Source organism: Enterobacter sp. RHBSTW-00975 (assembly GCF_013615235.1).
GTDB lineage: Bacteria > Pseudomonadota > Gammaproteobacteria > Enterobacterales > Enterobacteriaceae > Enterobacter > Enterobacter ludwigii.
The window spans coordinates 3,234,473-3,252,396 of the sequence record NZ_CP055883.1 but is presented as its reverse complement, the minus strand read 5'-3'; the positions used below and the strand labels follow the sequence as shown (position 1 = coordinate 3,252,396).

Sequence of the window (17,924 nt, the reverse complement as noted above, 5' to 3'; positions counted from 1 at the left end):
ATAGACCATGACCTTAAAAGAATTATTGGTAGGTTTCGGCACTCAGGTACGCAGTATCTGGATGATCGGCCTGCACGCGTTTGCTAAACGCGAAACCCGGATGTACCCGGAAGAGCCGGTATATCTGCCGCCGCGCTACCGTGGCCGTATCGTGCTGACGCGCGATCCGGACGGTTCAGAGCGCTGCGTAGCCTGTAACCTGTGTGCGGTAGCGTGTCCGGTGGGCTGTATCTCTCTGCAGAAAGCAGAGACGGTAGATGGCCGCTGGTATCCTGAGTTCTTCCGCATCAACTTCTCACGCTGCATTTTCTGCGGTCTGTGTGAAGAAGCGTGCCCAACCACGGCGATTCAGCTGACCCCGGACTTCGAACTGGGTGAGTATAAGCGTCAGGACCTGGTGTACGAGAAAGAGGATCTGCTGATTTCCGGTCCGGGCAAATACCCGGAATATAACTTCTACCGGATGGCGGGTATGGCAATCGACGGCAAAGATAAGGGCGAAGCAGAGAACGAAGCTAAGCCTATCGACGTCAAGAGCCTGTTACCGTAAGGAGAGGGCAATGGAATTCGCTTTTTATATCTGTGGCCTTATCGCCATCCTGGCTACGCTGCGAGTGATTACGCACACCAATCCGGTGCATGCGCTGCTGTACTTAATTATCTCGCTGCTGGCTATTTCCGGGGTGTTCTTTGCGCTGGGCGCGCACTTTGCTGGTGCGCTGGAGATCATCGTCTACGCCGGGGCCATCATGGTGCTGTTCGTCTTCGTGGTGATGATGCTGAACCTGGGCGGCTCTGAAATTGAGCAGGAACGTCAGTGGTTAAAACCGCAGGTCTGGATTGGCCCGGCGATCCTGTCGGCCATCATGCTGGTGGTCATTGTTTACGCCATTCTGGGTGTGAATGATCAGGGCATCGACGGCACGCCAATCGGCGCTAAAGAGGTGGGTATTACGCTGTTTGGCCCATACGTCCTGGCGGTTGAACTGGCCTCTATGCTGCTGCTGGCGGGCCTGGTTGTTGCCTTCCACGTTGGCCGCGAAGAGCGTGCTGGTGAGTTGCTGAGCAACCGCACTGACGACCGCGCGAAAAGAAAAACGGAGGAACGCGCATGATCCCCTTAACACATGGACTGATCCTCGCTGCGATTTTATTCGTTCTGGGCTTAACCGGTCTGGTTATCCGCCGCAATCTGCTGTTTATGCTGATCGGTCTGGAAATCATGATTAACGCCTCCGCGCTGGCCTTCGTGGTCGCCGGAAGCTACTGGGGCCAGACCGATGGTCAGGTGATGTACATTCTCGCCATCAGCCTCGCGGCTGCCGAAGCGAGTATTGGCCTGGCGCTGTTACTGCAGCTCCATCGTCGCCGCCAGAACCTGAACATCGATTCAGTAAGTGAGTTGCGTGGATGAACATGCTTGCCTTAACCATTATTTTTCCGCTGATTGGCTTCGTGCTGCTGGCGTTTTCTCGTGGCCGCTGGTCTGAGAATCTGTCCGCCACCGTCGGCATGGGCTCTGTGGGTCTGGCTGCGCTGGTGACAGCGTATGCGGGTATCGACTTCTTTAATAACGGGCGTCAGGCCTTCAGCGTACCGCTGTGGACCTGGATGTCGGTCGGTGATTTCAACATCGGTTTCAACCTGGTGCTGGATGGTCTCTCTCTGACCATGCTCTCCGTGGTAACCGGCGTGGGCTTCCTGATCCACATGTTTGCCTCCTGGTATATGCGCGGTGAAGAGGGTTACTCCCGCTTCTTCGCCTACACCAACCTGTTTATCGCGAGCATGGTTGTTCTGGTGCTGGCCGATAACCTGCTGTTGATGTATCTCGGCTGGGAAGGCGTGGGTCTCTGCTCTTATCTGCTGATCGGCTTCTACTATACCGATCCGAAGAATGGCGCAGCGGCCATGAAAGCGTTTGTCGTGACCCGTGTGGGTGACGTCTTCCTCGCCTTCGCGCTGTTCATTCTCTACAACGAACTGGGCACGCTGAATTTCCGCGAAATGGTGGAACTGGCGCCAGCGCACTTCGCTGCCGGCAATGACATGCTGTGGTGGGCAACGCTGATGCTGCTGGGTGGTGCCGTGGGTAAATCCGCGCAGCTGCCGTTGCAGACATGGCTGGCCGACGCGATGGCAGGTCCAACGCCTGTCTCCGCGCTGATCCACGCCGCAACCATGGTTACCGCTGGGGTCTACCTGATTGCGCGTACGCATGGTCTGTTCCTGATGACGCCGGAAATTCTGCATCTGGTGGGTATCGTTGGTGCGGTAACGCTGGTGCTGGCAGGCTTTGCCGCGCTGGTGCAAACCGACATCAAACGCGTTCTCGCGTACTCCACCATGAGCCAGATTGGTTATATGTTCCTGGCACTGGGTGTTCAGGCATGGGACGCAGCTATTTTCCACCTGATGACGCACGCGTTCTTTAAAGCGCTGCTGTTCCTCTCATCCGGTTCCGTGATTCTGGCCTGCCACCACGAGCAGAACATCTTCAAGATGGGCGGACTGCGTAAGTCCATTCCGCTGGTTTATGTCTGCTTCCTGGTGGGCGGCGCGGCGCTGGCGGCACTGCCGCTGATTACCGCGGGCTTCTTCAGTAAGGACGAAATCCTTGCCGGTGCCATGGCGAATGGTCATATCAATCTGATGGTTGCGGGTCTGGTCGGTGCGTTCATGACCTCCCTGTATACCTTCCGTATGATTTTCATCGTATTCCACGGTAAAGAACAAATTCACGCTCACGCAGGGAAGGGGATTACTCATCACCTGCCGCTGATTGTGCTGCTGGTACTCTCCACCTTCGTTGGCGCACTGATTGTGCCACCGCTGCAGGGCGTACTGCCGGACACCACCGAGCTTGAGCACGGTCGCGTTCTGACGCTTGAAATCACCTCGGGTGTGGTCGCTATCGCGGGCATCCTGATCGCAGCATGGCTGTGGCTGGGCAAACGTACGCTGGTGACTGCCGTTGCCAACAGTGCGCCAGGCCGCCTGCTGGGGACCTGGTGGTACAACGCGTGGGGCTTCGACTGGCTGTACGACATGATCTTCGTCAAGCCGTTCCTGGGCATTGCGTGGCTGCTGAAACGCGATCCGCTGAACTCCCTGATGAATATCCCGGCGATCCTTTCCCGCTTTGCAGGTAAAGGCCTGCTGTTCAGCGAGAACGGTTACCTGCGCTGGTATGTGGCGTCCATGAGCATCGGTGCGGTTGTCGTGCTGGCGCTGCTGATGGTGTTGCGTTGATCGTTAAGTGAATTTTATTCGAATTCGTTGAAAATCAGGCCCCTGCTGGGGGCCTTAAAAAGGAATGTAAATCGCCATGTTACTACCCTGGCTAATATTAATTCCCTTCATCGGCGGCTTCCTGTGCTGGCAGACTGAACGCTTTGGCGTGAAGATGCCGCGCTGGATCGCGCTGATCACCATGGGATTGACGCTCGCGCTTGGTCTGCAACTGTGGTTGCAGGGTGGCTACTCTCTGACGCAGTCTGCGGGGATTCCGCAGTGGCAGTCTGAATTTATTCTGCCGTGGATCCCGCGTTTTGGGATAAGCATTCACCTGGCTATCGACGGTCTGTCGCTGCTGATGGTGGTGCTGACGGGTCTGCTCGGCGTTCTGGCGGTACTGTGCTCCTGGCGAGAAATTGAAAAATACCAGGGCTTCTTCCACCTGAACCTGATGTGGATCCTGGGCGGCGTTATCGGCGTGTTCCTTGCCATCGACATGTTCCTGTTCTTCTTCTTCTGGGAGATGATGCTGGTGCCGATGTACTTCCTGATCGCGCTGTGGGGCCATAAGGCGTCCGACGGTAAAACGCGTATCACGGCGGCAACCAAGTTCTTCATCTATACCCAGGCGAGCGGTCTGGTGATGTTGATTGCGATTCTGGCGCTGGTGTTTGTTCACCATACCGCGACCGGTATCTGGACCTTCAACTATGAAGACCTGCTGAAGACCCCGATGTCTCACGGTGTGGAATACCTGCTGATGCTCGGCTTCTTCATTGCCTTCGCGGTGAAAATGCCGGTGGTTCCCCTGCACGGCTGGCTGCCAGACGCGCACTCACAGGCGCCAACGGCGGGTTCCGTTGACCTGGCGGGGATCTTGCTGAAAACCGCGGCCTACGGTCTGCTGCGTTTCGCTCTGCCGCTGTTCCCGAATGCGTCCGCTGAGTTCGCGCCAATTGCGATGTGGCTTGGTGTGATCGGTATCTTCTACGGTGCCTGGATGGCCTTCACGCAGTACGACATTAAACGTCTGATTGCGTACACTTCCGTTTCCCACATGGGCTTTGTACTGATTGCCATCTACACCGGCAGCCAGCTGGCTTACCAGGGTGCGGTTATCCAGATGATTGCGCACGGTCTGTCCGCAGCCGGTCTCTTCATCCTGTGTGGTCAGCTGTACGAACGTCTTCACACCCGTGACATGCGTATGATGGGCGGTCTGTGGAGCAAAATTAAATGGCTGCCAGCGCTCTCTATGTTCTTCGCGGTGGCCACGCTGGGTATGCCAGGCACCGGTAACTTCGTCGGCGAATTTATGATTCTGTTCGGCAGCTTCAAAGTGGTGCCGGTCATTACCGTGATCTCCACCTTTGGTCTGGTGTTCGCTTCCGTTTACTCGCTGGCGATGCTGCATCGCGCTTACTTCGGTAAAGCGAAGAGCGAAATTGCTGCAAAAGAACTGCCGGGGATGTCGCTGCGTGAGCTGTTCATCATCCTGCTGCTGGTCGTACTGCTGGTGCTGTTGGGCTTCTTCCCGCAGCCAATTCTGGATACCTCGCACTCCGCGATGGGGAATATCCAGCAGTGGTTTGTTAATTCTGCTTCTACTACAAGGCCGTAATTCGCCATGACAATAACTCCACAACAACTGATCGCGCTGCTACCGCTGCTGATCGTCGGATTGACGGTGGTGGTTGTGATGCTCTCCATTGCGTGGCGACGCAATCACTTCCTGAATGCCACGCTGTCGGTCATCGGTCTGAACGCCGCATTAGTCTCTCTCTGGTTTGTTGGCCAGGGCGGGGCGATGGACGTCACTCCACTGATGCGCGTTGACGGCTATGCCATGCTGTACTCGGGTCTGGTTCTGCTGGCGAGCCTGGCAACCTGTACGTTTGCGTACCCATGGCTGGAAGGCTACAACGACAACAAAGAAGAGTTTTACCTGCTGGTACTGATTGCCGCGTTGGGCGGTATTCTGCTGGCGAATGCGAACCATCTGGCTGCGCTGTTCCTCGGTATTGAGCTTATCTCTCTGCCGCTGTTCGGTCTGATTGGTTACGCCTTCCGTCAGAAACGTTCTCTGGAAGCGAGCATCAAGTACACCATTCTGTCTGCTGCCGCGTCGTCTTTCCTGCTGTTTGGTATCGCGCTGCTGTACGCACAGTCCGGTAATCTCTCTTTCATGGCGCTCGGCAAGAGCCTCGGCGACGGTATGCTGCACGAACCGCTGCTGCTGGCGGGTCTGGGCATGATGATTGTTGGCCTTGGCTTTAAGCTCTCTCTGGTTCCGTTCCACCTGTGGACGCCAGACGTCTACCAGGGCGCGCCTGCTCCAGTCTCAACCTTCCTGGCGACGGCGAGCAAAATCGCTATCTTCGGGGTGGTGATGCGTCTGTTCCTGTATGCGCCGGTGGGTGACAGTGAAGCGGTTCGTGTGGTGCTGGGTATCATCGCGTTTGCTTCCATCATCTTCGGTAACCTGATGGCGCTGAGCCAGACCAACATTAAACGTCTGCTGGGCTACTCATCTATCTCCCATCTGGGCTACCTGATGGTGGCACTGATTGCGCTGCAGAGCGGTGAGATGTCGATGGAGACCGTCGGTGTTTACCTGGCCGGTTACCTGTTCAGCAGCCTCGGCGCGTTCGGCGTGGTGAGCCTGATGTCCAGCCCGTACCGTGGTCCGGATGCAGATTCCCTGTTCTCCTACCGTGGTCTGTTCTGGCACCGTCCGATTCTGTCCGCCGTTATGACCGTGATGATGCTCTCTCTGGCGGGTATTCCGATGACGCTGGGCTTTATCGGTAAGTTCTACGTGCTGGCAGTGGGTGTGCAGGCACACCTGTGGTGGCTGACGGCGGGCGTGGTGATCGGCTCTGCAATCGGTCTCTACTACTACCTGCGTGTGGCCGTGAGTCTGTATCTGAGTGCACCTCAGCAGCTGAACCGCGATGCGCCGCGTAACTGGCAGTACAGCGCCGGTGGTATCGTGGTACTGATCTCCGCGCTGCTGGTACTGATCTTCGGTATCTATCCACAGCCGCTGATCACCATCGTGCAGCACGCGATGCCGCTGCTGTAATCACGTTGCTGTTGACCGCAGTGAATAAAAAAACCCGCCTCGGCGGGTTTTTTGTTGGCTTACGGCCTTGCCCTGTCGGGAAGGCGTGAGCCTGCTGAAAGTTAAGCCAGCTGTTTACGGCTAATCAGCGGACCGTCAATCTTCTTCATCGACCGATCCAGGACTTCTTCAATGACTGACGAGAGTTCATTGAGTTCAAACTTTGCCACGTAACCGTCGGCTTTCACCTTACGAATATGATCTTCGTTAGCATTGCCGGAGAGGGAAGAATGGATCACCACCGGAATATCTTTCAACAGCGGGTCGGTTTTGATTTTACGCGTCAGGGTAAAGCCGTCCATCTCCGGCATTTCCAGGTCGGTCAGCACCAGTGCAATCTTATCGGTAATCGGCACACCTTCAGCCTGAGCCTGCGCCGCCAGCACGCTAATTTTCTCCCACGCGTCTTTGCCGGTGATATGCAGCTGCGCCGGGATCTCCATCGCCTGCAGACCTTTTTCCAGCATCGAGCGTGCCACTTTTGAGTCTTCGGCGACAATCGCGACGGCACCGGGCTTGATGTGGAATTTCGTGGTCTTCAGATCCGTGGCATGCAGGTCGTGGTTGGCCGGGGTGATGTCATACAGGATCTGCTCAACGTCGAGCACCATCGCCAGCTCATTGGTATCGCTCTTCTCATCCAGACAGGCGATACTGGTGATATACCGCCCGCTGACGGCAGTTTCCGCCGCGTGCACCTGCTTCCAGTCAAGACGCATGATGTTCTCAACGGATTCCACCGCAAAAGCCTGCACGCTGCGGGCATATTCCGTGATCAGCAGGATGTTCAGCCCGGTGGTTGGCTTACAGCCCGCCACGGCGGCCAGGTCGATTACCGGGATAACCTGATCACGAATATTCACCATGCCCATCAGCGGTGATTTCATCCCGGCGGGTTTCGTGAACTCTGGCATCGGCACAATTTCACGCAGCTTAAAGACGTTAATGCCAAACAGCTCGGATTTATTTGCGTTCAGAGAGGTGCCAAGACGGAACAGCAACAGTTCAAAACGGTTCGACAGGGTGAGATTCGCCCTGTCATCAATATCTTTCTGGAAATTATCCATTCTACCCTCGAGAGAAATGCTGACCTTTTAATCGTTATCGGCACTCTGAGAGAAAAATGAAGGACTAAACGCTGACCTTAGCGAAATCTTCGGCCAGCTCACATTCCTGGAAACGTTCACGGCACTCTGCCAGCAGGCGTTCACAGCCCCGGGCGTCGTAGCGCGAGCTGACATGGGTGACGATCAGTTTCCCGACGCCCGCGTCACGCGCAAGCTGCGCCGCCTGGTGCGTAGAGCTATGGCCCCGGCTGTTGGCTTTCTCTTCCATCGTAGCCTCGAGGGTGGCTTCATGCACCATGAGATCCACACCCTGCGCCAGCAGCAACGCCGCCGGGCACGGGGCCGTGTCGCCAAAAATCGCCAGTTTTTTCCCGGGCTGCGGGGCGGCGAGGTAATCCTGCCCGTTGATGACGCGCCCGTCTTCCAGCGTCACGGTTTCGCCCTGCTTCAGGCGCTGGAACAGCGGCCCGGGTTTTATTCCGTCGGCCAGTAACGCCGACGCATTGAGCGCGCCGGGTTTATCCCGCTCCTCAATGCGATAACCATAGCACTCCACAGGATGGCTCAGGGGTTGGGCTGTCACCCGATACACACCGTCATCCAGGACCAGACCGGCGGTTATCTCCACCACCTCCAGGGGGTAATCTGTCCATGAGCCGCTCAGACGCAGCGTGGTGTCGACAAATTCCCGAATACCCGCAGGCCCGTAAATCGTCAGCGGGTTGGCATTGCCCGCCATTGAGCGGCTGCACAACAGACCAGGCAGGCCAAACAGATGGTCGCCATGCAGATGGGTAATGAAAATGTTATCCAGTTTGCCGGGATGATACGGGGTATGTAACAGCTGATGCTGCGTCCCTTCACCGCAGTCAAAAAGCCATAATCCACCCCGCGTCGGGTGCTGCAAATCCAGCAGAATCGCGGTCACATTTCGTGATCGGGTTGGCACTCCAGCGGACGTACCGAGAAAAATCAGTTCCATAACGTAATCAGCCCTTTGCCGAACGGGGAGGGGTTTAGTATAACGTGATGAACCCAGGAAGGAGACTGACATGATCCAGTGGCAAGATTTACACCATAGTGAGCTCACGGTAGCGTCACTTTACGCGCTGCTTAAACTGCGTTGCGAAGTGTTTGTTGTTGAACAAACCTGCCCGTATCAGGATATCGATGGCGATGATCTTATTGGCGAGAATCGCCATATTCTTGGCTGGCGGGACAACGCGCTGGTGGCGTATGCGAGGATTCTGAAAAGCGAAGACGATTTTGAGCCTGTCGTGATTGGTCGCGTGATTATCAGCGGCAACGCGCGTGGTGAAAAACTGGGCTATCAGCTGATGGAAAAAACGCTGGAAGCGTGCCAAAAACAGTGGCCGGACAAGGCGTTATATCTGGGCGCGCAGGCGCACCTGCAACCGTTTTACGGGCATTTTGGGTTTACCCCCGTGACGGACGTGTACGATGAGGACGGTATTCCACACATCGGCATGGCGCGGGAAGCGAAACAGGCGTAATGGCGAGTCGTTGGCTATAGTTAGCGGACTGGTGTACTAACATGGAGAAAAATATGTCATTTCAATCCTGGGATACCCGTATCGATGACGACCTGGCCTTGCTGAGCGAAACGCTGGAAGAGGTGTTACGTTCGTCGGGCGACCCTGCCGATCAGAAATATATTGAGCTGAAAGCCCGTGCCGAAAAAGCGCTGGATGATGTTAAAAATCGCGTCAGCCATGCTTCGGACAATTACTACTACCGCGCGAAAAAGGCGGTATACCGTGCCGATGATTACGTCCATGAAAAACCATGGCAAGGCATCGGGGTAGGGGCAGCTGTCGGACTGGTGCTGGGGCTGCTTTTAGCCCGCCGTTAACGTTCCATATACGGTTAACCACTCCCTATACGTGGGTACTGCTATTTATGGTCAGTACCCCGTATAATATGCGGTTTTAACAGGGAGAGGTTCGCGTGAATTCGATTTCCACCGCGCTGGAGCATCTGCGTAGCCAGCTTACGCAAGCGTTACCCACTGCACCCGGTTTACATCACTTCGACGTCTCTTTCCCGTTAAACGACGCCTTCGATCCCCTGGCCTGGCTGGGTGTTCAGCATTGCTATCCTCAGTTTTACTGGCAACAGCGTAACGGTGATGAAGAACTTGCTGCGCTTGGTGCCGTCGCGCATTTCTCCTCTCTGGCATGTGCCTCACAGTTTTTGCAGGCGCATGATGCGGCCCGCGACACGCGTATCTGCGGCCTGAATGCGTTTAATCCCGAGCAGGGCAGTCTGTTTTTACCGCGTCTGCTGTGGCGACGTACCGCCGGACAGGCCACGTTACGCCTGCAGCTGTGGAGCGACAGTTCACTTCACGATGATGCCCGCGCCGCGCTGGATTTTCTCCAGCAGCTCGGTGAGGCGAGACCCATTCGTCCGCTGTCCGTTGAGGTTGTGCAGGAAAAGCATCATCCGGAACAACCCGAATGGCTGCGCCTTATCCGCAAGGCAACCCAGACCATCGCACGCGGTGATTTTGAAAAGGTGGTGCTCGCCCGGGCAACCGACCTGCAGTTTAAGCACTCTGTTAACCCCGTCGCACTGATGGCTGCCAGCCGCGCCCTGAACCTGAACTGCTACCATTTCTGCATGGTGTTCGATGCCAGCAACGCGTTTCTCGGCTCGACCCCCGAGCGCCTGTGGCGCAGACGCGGCAAGCTGCTGCGCACGGAAGCGCTGGCAGGCACCGTCGCCAGCCATACCGATGATAAACAGGCTGAACGGCTGGGCGACTGGCTGATGAACGACGACAAAAATCAGCGAGAAAATATGCTGGTGGTGGAAGATATTTGCCAGCGGCTCCAGCACCATACCCAGACGCTGGAGGTGCTGCCCGCCCAGGTTGTACGGCTGCGTAAAGTACAGCATCTGCGTCGCTGTATCTGGACCGAGCTCAAACACGCTGACGATGCACAATGCCTGCATGTTCTGCAGCCCACGGCGGCCGTCGCCGGCCTGCCGCGTCAGGCGGCGCGCGACTTTATCTACCACAACGAGCCGTTCGACCGCGAGTGGTACGCAGGTTCTGCCGGGTATTTATCCCCTGAACAAAGCGAGTTCTGCGTGGCGTTGCGTTCTGCCCGTGTTTACGAAGACGCCCTGCGGCTGTACGCCGGGGCAGGAATTGTCAGCGGCTCTGACCCGGAGCAGGAGTGGCAGGAGATAGAAAACAAAGTGGCCGGACTGCGCTCTCTGCTCCTAAGGGATTAAGACTGATTCGCGCAATCCCGATTCATATCAAAATTCCAATTTTTTCTATTATTTATACTGTGTCGCATTCTTGATACCGGACAATCTCATGTCAGTAAGTTCTTTTAACCGACGCTGGGCGGCGGTGATCCTTGAAGCCCTGACTCGCCATGGCGTCAGGCACGTGTGTATTGCACCGGGTTCTCGTTCAACCCCGCTGACGCTGGCGGCCGCTGAAAACCGGGCATTTATTCACCACACTCATTTTGATGAACGCGGGCTTGGCCATCTGGCGCTGGGGCTGGCGAAAGTCAGCAACGAGCCTGTGGCGGTGATTGTGACCTCCGGTACCGCGGTGGCAAACCTCTATCCGGCGCTGATCGAAGCCGGATTAACCGGGGAGAAACTGATCCTGCTGACCGCGGATCGTCCCCCCGAGCTTATCGACTGTGGTGCCAACCAGGCCATTCGTCAGCCGGGCATCTTTGCCTCGCATCCTTCACAGGCAATTGCGCTACCGCGTCCCACTCAGGATATTCCGGCAAGCTGGCTGGTCTCGACAATCGATCATGCCATCGGGACACTGCGCGGCGGGGCGCTGCATATTAACTGTCCGTTTGCCGAACCGCTGTATGGCGAAATGGATGACACTGGTCTTGAATGGCAGCGCACCCTGGGTGAGTGGTGGCAAAGTGAAAAGCCGTGGCTGCGTGCACAACCGCATCCTGAAAGCGCCAGACAACGTGACTGGTTCTTCTGGCGGCAGAAGCGTGGCGTGGTGGTTGCCGGGCGCATGAGCGCCGCGCAAGGCAAGCTGGTTGCGGAATGGGCGCAAACCCTTGGCTGGCCGCTGATTGGCGACGTACTTTCCCAGACCGGTCAGCCGCTGCCGTGTGCCGATCTCTGGCTGGGGAATGCGAAGGCGGTCACCGAGCTTTCGCAGGCGCAGATTATTGTCCAGCTCGGCTCAAGCCTGACCGGCAAACGGTTACTGCAGTGGCAGGCAACCTGTGATCCAGAAGAGTACTGGCTGGTGGACTCGCTGGAAGGGCGGCTCGACCCGGCACACCATCGTGGTCGTCGTCTGGTCAGTGAGATTGACGCCTGGCTTGCGCTCCATCCGGCTGAAAAACGCAAGCCCTGGGCCGTTGCGATCCCGGCGCTTTCGGAACAGGCCTGGGCGTTAACCCAGGCGAGCTGCGAAGCGTTCAGTGAGGCCGGGCTGGCACACCGTATTCGTCAGTATCTGCCCGAGCAGGGGCAGCTGTTTGTCGGCAACAGCCTGGTGGTTCGCCTGATAGATGCCTTTTCAAAGCTGCCAGCCGGTTACCCGGTCTACAGTAACCGGGGGGCCAGCGGCATTGACGGGTTGATCTCCACGGCGGCGGGCGTACAGCGTGCCAGCGCGAAGTCTACGCTGGCAATCATCGGCGATCTCTCCGCGCTGTACGACCTCAATGCCCTGGCGCTGCTGCGTCAGGTTTCGGCACCGTTTGTGCTGATTGTGGTTAACAACAACGGTGGACAGATTTTCTCCCTGCTGCCCACCCCGCAGAGCGAACGTGAGCGTTTCTATCTGATGCCGCAGAACGTGCAGTTTGAACACGCCGCGGCAATGTTCAGCCTGAAATACCATCGCCCGGAAAGCTGGGAGGCGCTTGATGCGGCCCTGAGCAGCGCCTGGCGACAGCCCGGTGCGACGCTGATCGAGCTGGTGGTGAACGATGCTGACGGCGCGCAGAAACTGCAAAGCCTGCTGGCCCAGGTAAGCCACCTGTGATCCTTACGGGCGTGCAGCAGGCTGGAAAGCCAGGTTATCCCTGGCTGGTCTTTTTGCACGGTTTTTCCGGGGATTGCCGCGAGTGGCAGACGGTCGGGGCGGCGCTGAGCGATTACCCGCGGCTGTATCTCGACCTGCCGGGGCACGGTGAATCCGGCAATACTGGCGTGACCGGGTTCGAGGAGATGAGCGATTTGCTGACCCGAACCCTCCTTAGTTACAACATACTGAATTTCTGGCTGGTGGGGTACTCCCTCGGCGGCCGCATTGCGATGTTCCATGCCTGCCAGCAGCCAGAGGGGCTGAAGGGCATTATTGTGGAAGGCGGCCATCCCGGGCTACAGGATGCCGGTGAGCGGAGTGCGCGGCTGGCATCCGATCGCCGCTGGGCGCGGCGCTTTCGCACCGAATCGCTCGACGTGGTTTTCACCGACTGGTACCGACAACCCGTATTTGCTTCCCTGACGGACGTTCAGCGGCAGGCGCTTATTCGCCTGCGTAGCCAGAACAATGGCGCGAATCTGGCGATGATGCTCGAGGCCACCTCGCTGGCCGTGCAGCCTGATTTGCGTCCGGCACTGAGCGCCTGCAACGTCGCTTTTGATTATTTATATGGTGAACGTGATGAGAAGTTCAAAGCCCTTGCGGCTGAACTGCACGCCGTACGCCATGCGATTCCCCATGCCGGACACAACGCCCACCGGGAAAACCCCGCTGCGGTTGCTGCGAGTCTGGCTCAGATACTGCGTCTTCGAATAAAGGACTCTCTATGATCTATCCTGATGAACACATGCTCTATGCGCCGGTTGAATGGCAAGACTGCTCCGAAGGTTACTCCGACATTCGTTACCACAAATCCGCAGACGGCATTGCCAAAATCACCATCAACCGCCCGCAGGTGCGTAACGCGTTCCGTCCGCTGACCGTCAAAGAGATGATTCAGGCGCTGGCAGACGCGCGCTATGACGACAACATCGGTGTTATCGTCCTGACCGGCGAAGGTGAAAAAGCCTTCTGTGCCGGTGGCGATCAGAAAGTGCGCGGCGATTACGGCGGATACCAGGATGACTCTGGCGTTCACCACCTGAACGTGCTCGATTTCCAGCGCCAGATCCGCACCTGTCCAAAGCCGGTGGTGGCGATGGTGGCAGGCTACTCCATCGGCGGCGGCCATGTGCTTCACATGATGTGTGACCTGACCATTGCCGCAGAGAACGCCATCTTTGGCCAGACGGGCCCGAAAGTGGGGTCGTTCGATGGTGGCTGGGGTGCTTCCTACATGGCGCGTATTGTCGGTCAGAAAAAAGCCCGCGAAATCTGGTTCCTGTGCCGTCAGTACACTGCTCAGGAAGCGCTGGATATGGGTCTGGTGAACACCGTGGTGCCAATTGCCGACCTCGAGAAAGAGACCGTGCGCTGGTGTCGTGAAATGCTGCAAAACAGCCCAATGGCGCTGCGCTGCCTGAAAGCGGCCCTGAATGCCGACTGTGACGGTCAGGCAGGTCTGCAGGAGCTGGCAGGTAACGCCACCATGCTGTTCTACATGACCGAAGAAGGGCAGGAAGGTCGCAACGCCTTTAACGAAAAACGCCAGCCTGACTTCAGCAAATATAAACGGAATCCGTAATGCGTCGCGCGCAGGTTTACCGCTGGCAGATACCGATGGACGCGGGCGTGGTGCTGCGTGAACGGCGGTTAAAAACCCGTGATGGCATGCTGGTGCATCTGCAGCAGGGCGAGCAGGAAGGCTGGGGCGAGATTTCGCCGCTGCCGGGCTTTAGCCTTGAATCGCTGGAGGACGCGCAGGCGGTATTGCTGGCGTGGGCCAGTGAGTGGCGTGAGGGCGCGAACCCGGCGTTGCCGGAGGTGCCTTCCGCGGCTTTTGGTATTAGCTGCGCGCTGGCGGAGCTGGACGGTAGCTTGCCTGCAGAGGCTAATTACCGCGCGGCACCGCTCTGTACGGGCGATCCGGATGAGCTTTTTGCGCTGCTCGCCGCCATGCCAGGCGAGAAAGTGGCGAAAATCAAAGTCGGTCTCTATGAAGCGGTACGCGATGGGATGGTCGCTAACCTCTTACTGGAAGCATTGCCCGACCTGCATCTGCGTCTGGATGCTAACCGCGCCTGGACGCCGCTGAAGGCGCAGCAGTTCGCGAAGTACGTAAACCCGGCGTACCGCAGTCGTATCGCGTTTCTGGAAGAGCCGTGTAAAACTCGCGACGATTCCCGGGCGTTTGCCCGTGAAACCGGCATTGCCATCGCGTGGGATGAAAGCCTGCGTGAAGACGGCTTTGCGTTTGTCGCCGAACCGGGTGTCCGCGCGGTGGTCATTAAACCGACGTTGACCGGCAGCCTTGCTAAGGTACGCGAGCAGGTCGCGGCGGCCCATGCCGCCGGGCTGACGGCGGTCATCAGCTCTTCGATTGAGTCCAGCCTGGGGCTAACCCAACTGGCGCGCATTGCCGCCTGGTTAACGCCAGACACTGTCCCCGGTCTCGATACGCTGAACCTGATGCAAAATCAGCTTATCCGAACGTGGCCAGACAGCACGCTGCCGCTCCTTGACGTTGAGGGGCTGGAGCCGTTGCTATGAGTTTTACCGACTGGCCGTGGCGACACTGGTGCGCGCAGTATGCTGATAAACCGGCCCTGAGGCTGAACGATGAGACGCTCAGCTGGCAACAGCTGTGTGCGCGCATCGACAGACTGGCCGCAGGCTTTCAGCTGCAGGGTGTGCAGGAGGGCGACGGCGTACTGCTGCTGGCGCATAATCACCCGCAAACCCTGATGGCGTGGCTGGCATTGCTTCAGTGCGGGGCACGTATTCTTCCCGTTAACCCGCAGCTGCCGCACCCGTTGCTGGACGTGTTGCTCCCGCAGATGACGCTGCGCTTTGCCCTGGTGCTGGACGGCGTCTACGACGGGCTGGTGGCACTCAGTATGCGCGAGGCGCCGGGCGGGTGTCGCGTGGCGTGGCAACCGTCGCGGCTGGCTTCCATGACGCTGACATCCGGTTCAACCGGTTTACCCAAGGCGGCGGTCCATACCTGTGCCGCCCATCTTGCCAGTGCGCGCGGCGTGCTTTCGCTGATGCCCTACGGCGATGAAGACGACTGGCTGCTCTCCCTGCCGCTGTTTCATGTCTCCGGGCAGGGGATTTTGTGGCGCTGGCTGCAGGCTGGCGCGCGCTTAACCGTCCGCGAGAAGCAGCCGCTGGCGCAGGCCCTGCAGGGCTGTACGCATGCCTCACTGGTACCGACGCAGCTCTGGCGTCTGCTTAATGCACACCAGCCTGTCGCGCTGAAAGCCGTACTGCTTGGCGGGGCCGCGATCCCCGTTGACCTGACTCAGCAGGCGAGCCAGCGGGGGATCCGCACTTTCTGTGGCTACGGTCTGACGGAGTTTGCCTCAACGGTTTGTGCCAAAGAGGCAGACGGTGAACCGGACGTCGGCGCTGCGTTGCCGGGCAGAGAGGTGCGGGTGGTTGACGGTGAAGTGTGGATCAAAGCGCAAAGTATGGCCGCAGGTTACTGGCGGGACGGTGCATTGATTCCGCTGACCAATGCTCAGGGCTGGTTTGCCACCCGCGATCGCGGGGAATGGCATGACGGGCGCCTGACGATCCTTGGCCGAATGGACAACCTCTTTTTCAGCGGGGGCGAAGGGATCCAGCCGGAAAGCCTTGAGCGGGTTATTGCCCGCCATCCGCAGATAAACCAGGCGTTTATCGTCCCACTCGATGACGCCGAGTTCGGTCAGCGTCCGGTGGCGGTGGTGGAGTGTGAACCGGGAACCGATATCACCGGCTTCCCGGCGTGGGTACAGGGTAAACTGGCGCGCTTTGAGCAGCCAGTGCACTGGCTGATGCTGCCGGCAGAGCTTAAAAATGGCGGGATTAAGATCTCCCGCCAGGCATTAAAACAGTGGGTCGCCCGTCTGTTGAAAGGATAATCAACCGATATCCGGTGCCGGTTTGCGCTGGCGGCGACGCAGCAGACGCAATACCGGCGGAACCACAATCACCAGAATGGCCATCGCTAACAGCACCTTCGTCACGCTGCTGTCCCACAGAATAGACATATTGCCGTTGCTGATGGACAAGGCGCGGCGCAGGTTCTGCTCCAGCATCTCTCCCAGCACAAAGCCTAAAATCAGCGGCGACATCGGGAAGTGCATCTTACGCAGGATGTAGCCCAGTACGCCAAGCAGCACCATTAGCACCAGATCGAAAGTGGTGCTGTGTACCGCATACACTCCCACCGCTGAGACGGCCGCAATAGCCGGCACCAGGAACCACAGGGGAATTGTCAGCATCCGGGTGAACAGACCAATCAGCGGAATGTTCATGACCAGCAGCATCACGTTGGCGATCAGCAGCGCTGCAATCAGCCCCCAGACAATATCCGGCTGCTCGGTAAACATGGCCGGTCCAGGCGTAATGTTATAGAGCGTCAGCGCGCCCATCATCACCGCCGTGGTGCCCGAGCCCGGTACGCCAAGGGTCAGCATCGGGATAAACGAACCGCAGGCCGAGGCGTTATTCGCAGCCTCTGGTGCCGCTACCCCACGAATGTCCCCCTTGCCGAAGCTGTCACTGTTGCCGCTGAGCTTTTTCTCGGTCATGTAAGTGATGGCGCTGGCGATGGTGGCCCCGGCCCCCGGCAGAATGCCGACGAAGAAGCCAATCACCGACGAACGCAGCGTCGCGCCGATACACTGTGCGCCCTCTTTGGCACTGAAAAGCATGCGGCCCGTTTTACGCACCAGCGTCTGTCCGCTGCTGGTATGTTCCAGCATCAATAAAATTTCAGAGACCGAGAACAGGCCAATCACGACCACGATAAACTGCACGCCGTCGGAAAGGTGCACGCTGTCAAAGGTAAAGCGATAAACCCCGGTGTTGGCATCCACGCCGACGGTGGCTAACCCTAAGCCAATCAGCGCGGACAAAAACGATTTCAGCGGATTCTGCGCCATCATGCTGCCGAGACAGGCGATGGCAAAGACCATCAGCGCAAAATACTCTGCCGGACCAAACGCCAGCGACCACTGGGCCAGCGCAGGGGCAAACAGAATGATACCGCCGATGGCAATCAGTGAACCACAAAACGAACTGACCGCGGAGATGGACAGCGCCACGCCTCCGCGACCCTGCCGTGCCATCGGGTAGCCATCCAGCGCGGTCATAATGGCCGCCGCATCGCCGGGCACGTTCAGCAGGATGGATGAAATACGCCCGCCATATTCACAGCCGATATACACCGTCGCCAGCAGGATCAGCGCCGATTCCGCAGGCAGATGCAGGGCAAACGCCAGCGGGAGTAAAATGGCGACGCCGTTAATCGGCCCAAGGCCGGGCAGCAGACCCACAATGGTCCCGACAAAGCAGCCGATCAGGGCTATCACCAGGTTTTCGGGGGTCATCGCCACGGCGAACCCCTGCGAGAGATAAATCCAGGTATCCATAGCGTGCT

At 58.0% G+C, this 17,924-nt stretch carries 17 protein-coding genes; 14 read left to right on the top strand and 3 right to left on the bottom strand.

Features of this window, described 5'->3' with window-relative positions; all coding sequences use genetic code 11:
* Positions 1-7: 7 nt before the first annotated feature.
* The 6 genes from nuoI to nuoN all read left to right on the top strand — a co-directional run bounded on the left by nuoI (position 8) and on the right by nuoN (position 6,322).
* Entirely contained in the window at positions 8-550 is a 543-nt protein-coding gene (gene nuoI / locus HV340_RS15590) for an NADH-quinone oxidoreductase subunit NuoI (RefSeq protein WP_003861491.1), read from the top strand.
* 10 nt (positions 551-560) lie between these two features.
* Entirely contained in the window at positions 561-1,115 is a 555-nt protein-coding gene (gene nuoJ / locus HV340_RS15585; protein WP_014170993.1) for an NADH-quinone oxidoreductase subunit J, read from the top strand.
* A complete protein-coding gene (gene nuoK, locus HV340_RS15580) occupies positions 1,112-1,414 on the top strand; it encodes an NADH-quinone oxidoreductase subunit NuoK (protein WP_003861496.1) in 303 nt (100 codons plus the stop codon). The genes nuoJ and nuoK overlap by 4 nt, the downstream gene beginning before the upstream one ends.
* Positions 1,411-3,252: an NADH-quinone oxidoreductase subunit L gene (gene nuoL, locus HV340_RS15575; protein WP_014170992.1), complete on the top strand. Its 1,842-nt coding sequence runs from the start codon at positions 1,411-1,413 to the stop codon at positions 3,250-3,252. Before nuoK ends, nuoL begins: the two co-directional genes overlap by 4 nt.
* Positions 3,253-3,328: 76 nt before the next feature.
* Positions 3,329-4,858 carry an NADH-quinone oxidoreductase subunit M gene (nuoM, locus tag HV340_RS15570; RefSeq protein WP_059306765.1) on the top strand — a complete coding sequence of 510 codons (1,530 nt, stop codon included), beginning with the start codon at positions 3,329-3,331 and terminating at the stop codon, positions 4,856-4,858.
* A gap of 6 nt (positions 4,859-4,864) precedes the next feature.
* Entirely contained in the window at positions 4,865-6,322 is a 1,458-nt protein-coding gene (gene nuoN, locus HV340_RS15565; protein ID WP_059306764.1) for an NADH-quinone oxidoreductase subunit NuoN, read from the top strand.
* A gap of 101 nt (positions 6,323-6,423) precedes the next feature.
* On the opposite strand, the gene HV340_RS15560 is transcribed toward nuoN, so the two are convergent.
* On the bottom strand, positions 6,424-7,428 hold the full coding sequence (locus HV340_RS15560) for a chemotaxis protein (protein WP_063924729.1): 1,005 nt from the start codon (positions 7,426-7,428) through the stop codon (positions 6,424-6,426).
* Between the two features lie 64 nt (positions 7,429-7,492).
* Complete coding sequence (rbn, locus tag HV340_RS15555) at positions 7,493-8,410, bottom strand: ribonuclease BN (protein WP_063924730.1); 918 nt, start codon at positions 8,408-8,410, stop codon at positions 7,493-7,495.
* Between the two features lie 70 nt (positions 8,411-8,480).
* On the opposite strand from rbn, the gene HV340_RS15550 reads away from it, so the two are divergent.
* The 8 genes from HV340_RS15550 (at position 8,481) to menE (ending at position 16,401) form a co-directional block, all read left to right on the top strand.
* Positions 8,481-8,942, top strand: a complete 462-nt coding sequence (locus HV340_RS15550; RefSeq protein WP_025203589.1) for a GNAT family N-acetyltransferase — start codon at positions 8,481-8,483, stop codon at positions 8,940-8,942.
* Positions 8,943-8,995: 53 nt separating this feature from the next.
* Positions 8,996-9,301 (top strand): stress response protein ElaB, encoded by a 306-nt coding sequence (gene elaB / locus HV340_RS15545; RefSeq protein WP_020883147.1) that lies wholly within the window; start codon positions 8,996-8,998, stop codon positions 9,299-9,301.
* Between the two features lie 95 nt (positions 9,302-9,396).
* A complete protein-coding gene (gene menF / locus HV340_RS15540; RefSeq protein ID WP_025203590.1) occupies positions 9,397-10,692 on the top strand; it encodes an isochorismate synthase MenF in 1,296 nt (431 codons plus the stop codon).
* Between the two features lie 88 nt (positions 10,693-10,780).
* A complete protein-coding gene (menD, locus tag HV340_RS15535) occupies positions 10,781-12,451 on the top strand; it encodes a 2-succinyl-5-enolpyruvyl-6-hydroxy-3-cyclohexene-1-carboxylic-acid synthase (protein ID WP_063924731.1) in 1,671 nt (556 codons plus the stop codon).
* Positions 12,448-13,224, top strand: coding sequence for a 2-succinyl-6-hydroxy-2,4-cyclohexadiene-1-carboxylate synthase (gene menH, locus HV340_RS15530; protein WP_063924732.1), 777 nt, complete (start codon positions 12,448-12,450; stop codon positions 13,222-13,224). Before menD ends, menH begins: the two co-directional genes overlap by 4 nt.
* Positions 13,221-14,078 carry a 1,4-dihydroxy-2-naphthoyl-CoA synthase gene (menB, locus tag HV340_RS15525; protein ID WP_014170982.1) on the top strand — a complete coding sequence of 286 codons (858 nt, stop codon included), beginning with the start codon at positions 13,221-13,223 and terminating at the stop codon, positions 14,076-14,078. Before menH ends, menB begins: the two co-directional genes overlap by 4 nt.
* Complete coding sequence (gene menC, locus HV340_RS15520; protein ID WP_068794834.1) at positions 14,078-15,043, top strand: o-succinylbenzoate synthase; 966 nt, start codon at positions 14,078-14,080, stop codon at positions 15,041-15,043. The genes menB and menC overlap by 1 nt, the downstream gene beginning before the upstream one ends.
* Entirely contained in the window at positions 15,040-16,401 is a 1,362-nt protein-coding gene (gene menE / locus HV340_RS15515) for an o-succinylbenzoate--CoA ligase (protein WP_032680565.1), read from the top strand. Before menC ends, menE begins: the two co-directional genes overlap by 4 nt.
* Here menE and HV340_RS15510 read toward each other — a convergent pair whose 3' ends face one another.
* On the bottom strand, positions 16,402-17,916 hold the full coding sequence (locus tag HV340_RS15510; protein WP_014170979.1) for a tripartite tricarboxylate transporter permease: 1,515 nt from the start codon (positions 17,914-17,916) through the stop codon (positions 16,402-16,404). It abuts the gene before it with no gap.
* Positions 17,917-17,924: the final 8 nt, after the last annotated feature.

What these genes read in the sequence shown, in the direction of transcription:
- menD (WP_063924731.1), top strand. Translation starts at nt 10,781, where the DNA reads ATGTCAGTAAGTTCTTTTAACCGACGCTGGGCGGCGGTGATCCTTGAA.
- elaB (WP_020883147.1), top strand. Translation starts at nt 8,996, where the DNA reads ATGTCATTTCAATCCTGGGATACCCGTATCGATGACGACCTGGCCTTG.
- nuoK (WP_003861496.1), top strand. Translation starts at nt 1,112, where the DNA reads ATGATCCCCTTAACACATGGACTGATCCTCGCTGCGATTTTATTCGTT.
- rbn (WP_063924730.1), bottom strand. Translation starts at nt 8,410, where the DNA reads ATGGAACTGATTTTTCTCGGTACGTCCGCTGGAGTGCCAACCCGATCA.
- menC (WP_068794834.1), top strand. Translation starts at nt 14,078, where the DNA reads ATGCGTCGCGCGCAGGTTTACCGCTGGCAGATACCGATGGACGCGGGC.
- HV340_RS15510 (WP_014170979.1), bottom strand. Translation starts at nt 17,916, where the DNA reads ATGGATACCTGGATTTATCTCTCGCAGGGGTTCGCCGTGGCGATGACC.
- HV340_RS15550 (WP_025203589.1), top strand. Translation starts at nt 8,481, where the DNA reads ATGATCCAGTGGCAAGATTTACACCATAGTGAGCTCACGGTAGCGTCA.
- nuoJ (WP_014170993.1), top strand. Translation starts at nt 561, where the DNA reads ATGGAATTCGCTTTTTATATCTGTGGCCTTATCGCCATCCTGGCTACG.
- HV340_RS15560 (WP_063924729.1), bottom strand. Translation starts at nt 7,428, where the DNA reads ATGGATAATTTCCAGAAAGATATTGATGACAGGGCGAATCTCACCCTG.
- nuoN (WP_059306764.1), top strand. Translation starts at nt 4,865, where the DNA reads ATGACAATAACTCCACAACAACTGATCGCGCTGCTACCGCTGCTGATC.
- menB (WP_014170982.1), top strand. Translation starts at nt 13,221, where the DNA reads ATGATCTATCCTGATGAACACATGCTCTATGCGCCGGTTGAATGGCAA.
- nuoM (WP_059306765.1), top strand. Translation starts at nt 3,329, where the DNA reads ATGTTACTACCCTGGCTAATATTAATTCCCTTCATCGGCGGCTTCCTG.
- nuoI (WP_003861491.1), top strand. Translation starts at nt 8, where the DNA reads ATGACCTTAAAAGAATTATTGGTAGGTTTCGGCACTCAGGTACGCAGT.
- menE (WP_032680565.1), top strand. Translation starts at nt 15,040, where the DNA reads ATGAGTTTTACCGACTGGCCGTGGCGACACTGGTGCGCGCAGTATGCT.
- nuoL (WP_014170992.1), top strand. Translation starts at nt 1,411, where the DNA reads ATGAACATGCTTGCCTTAACCATTATTTTTCCGCTGATTGGCTTCGTG.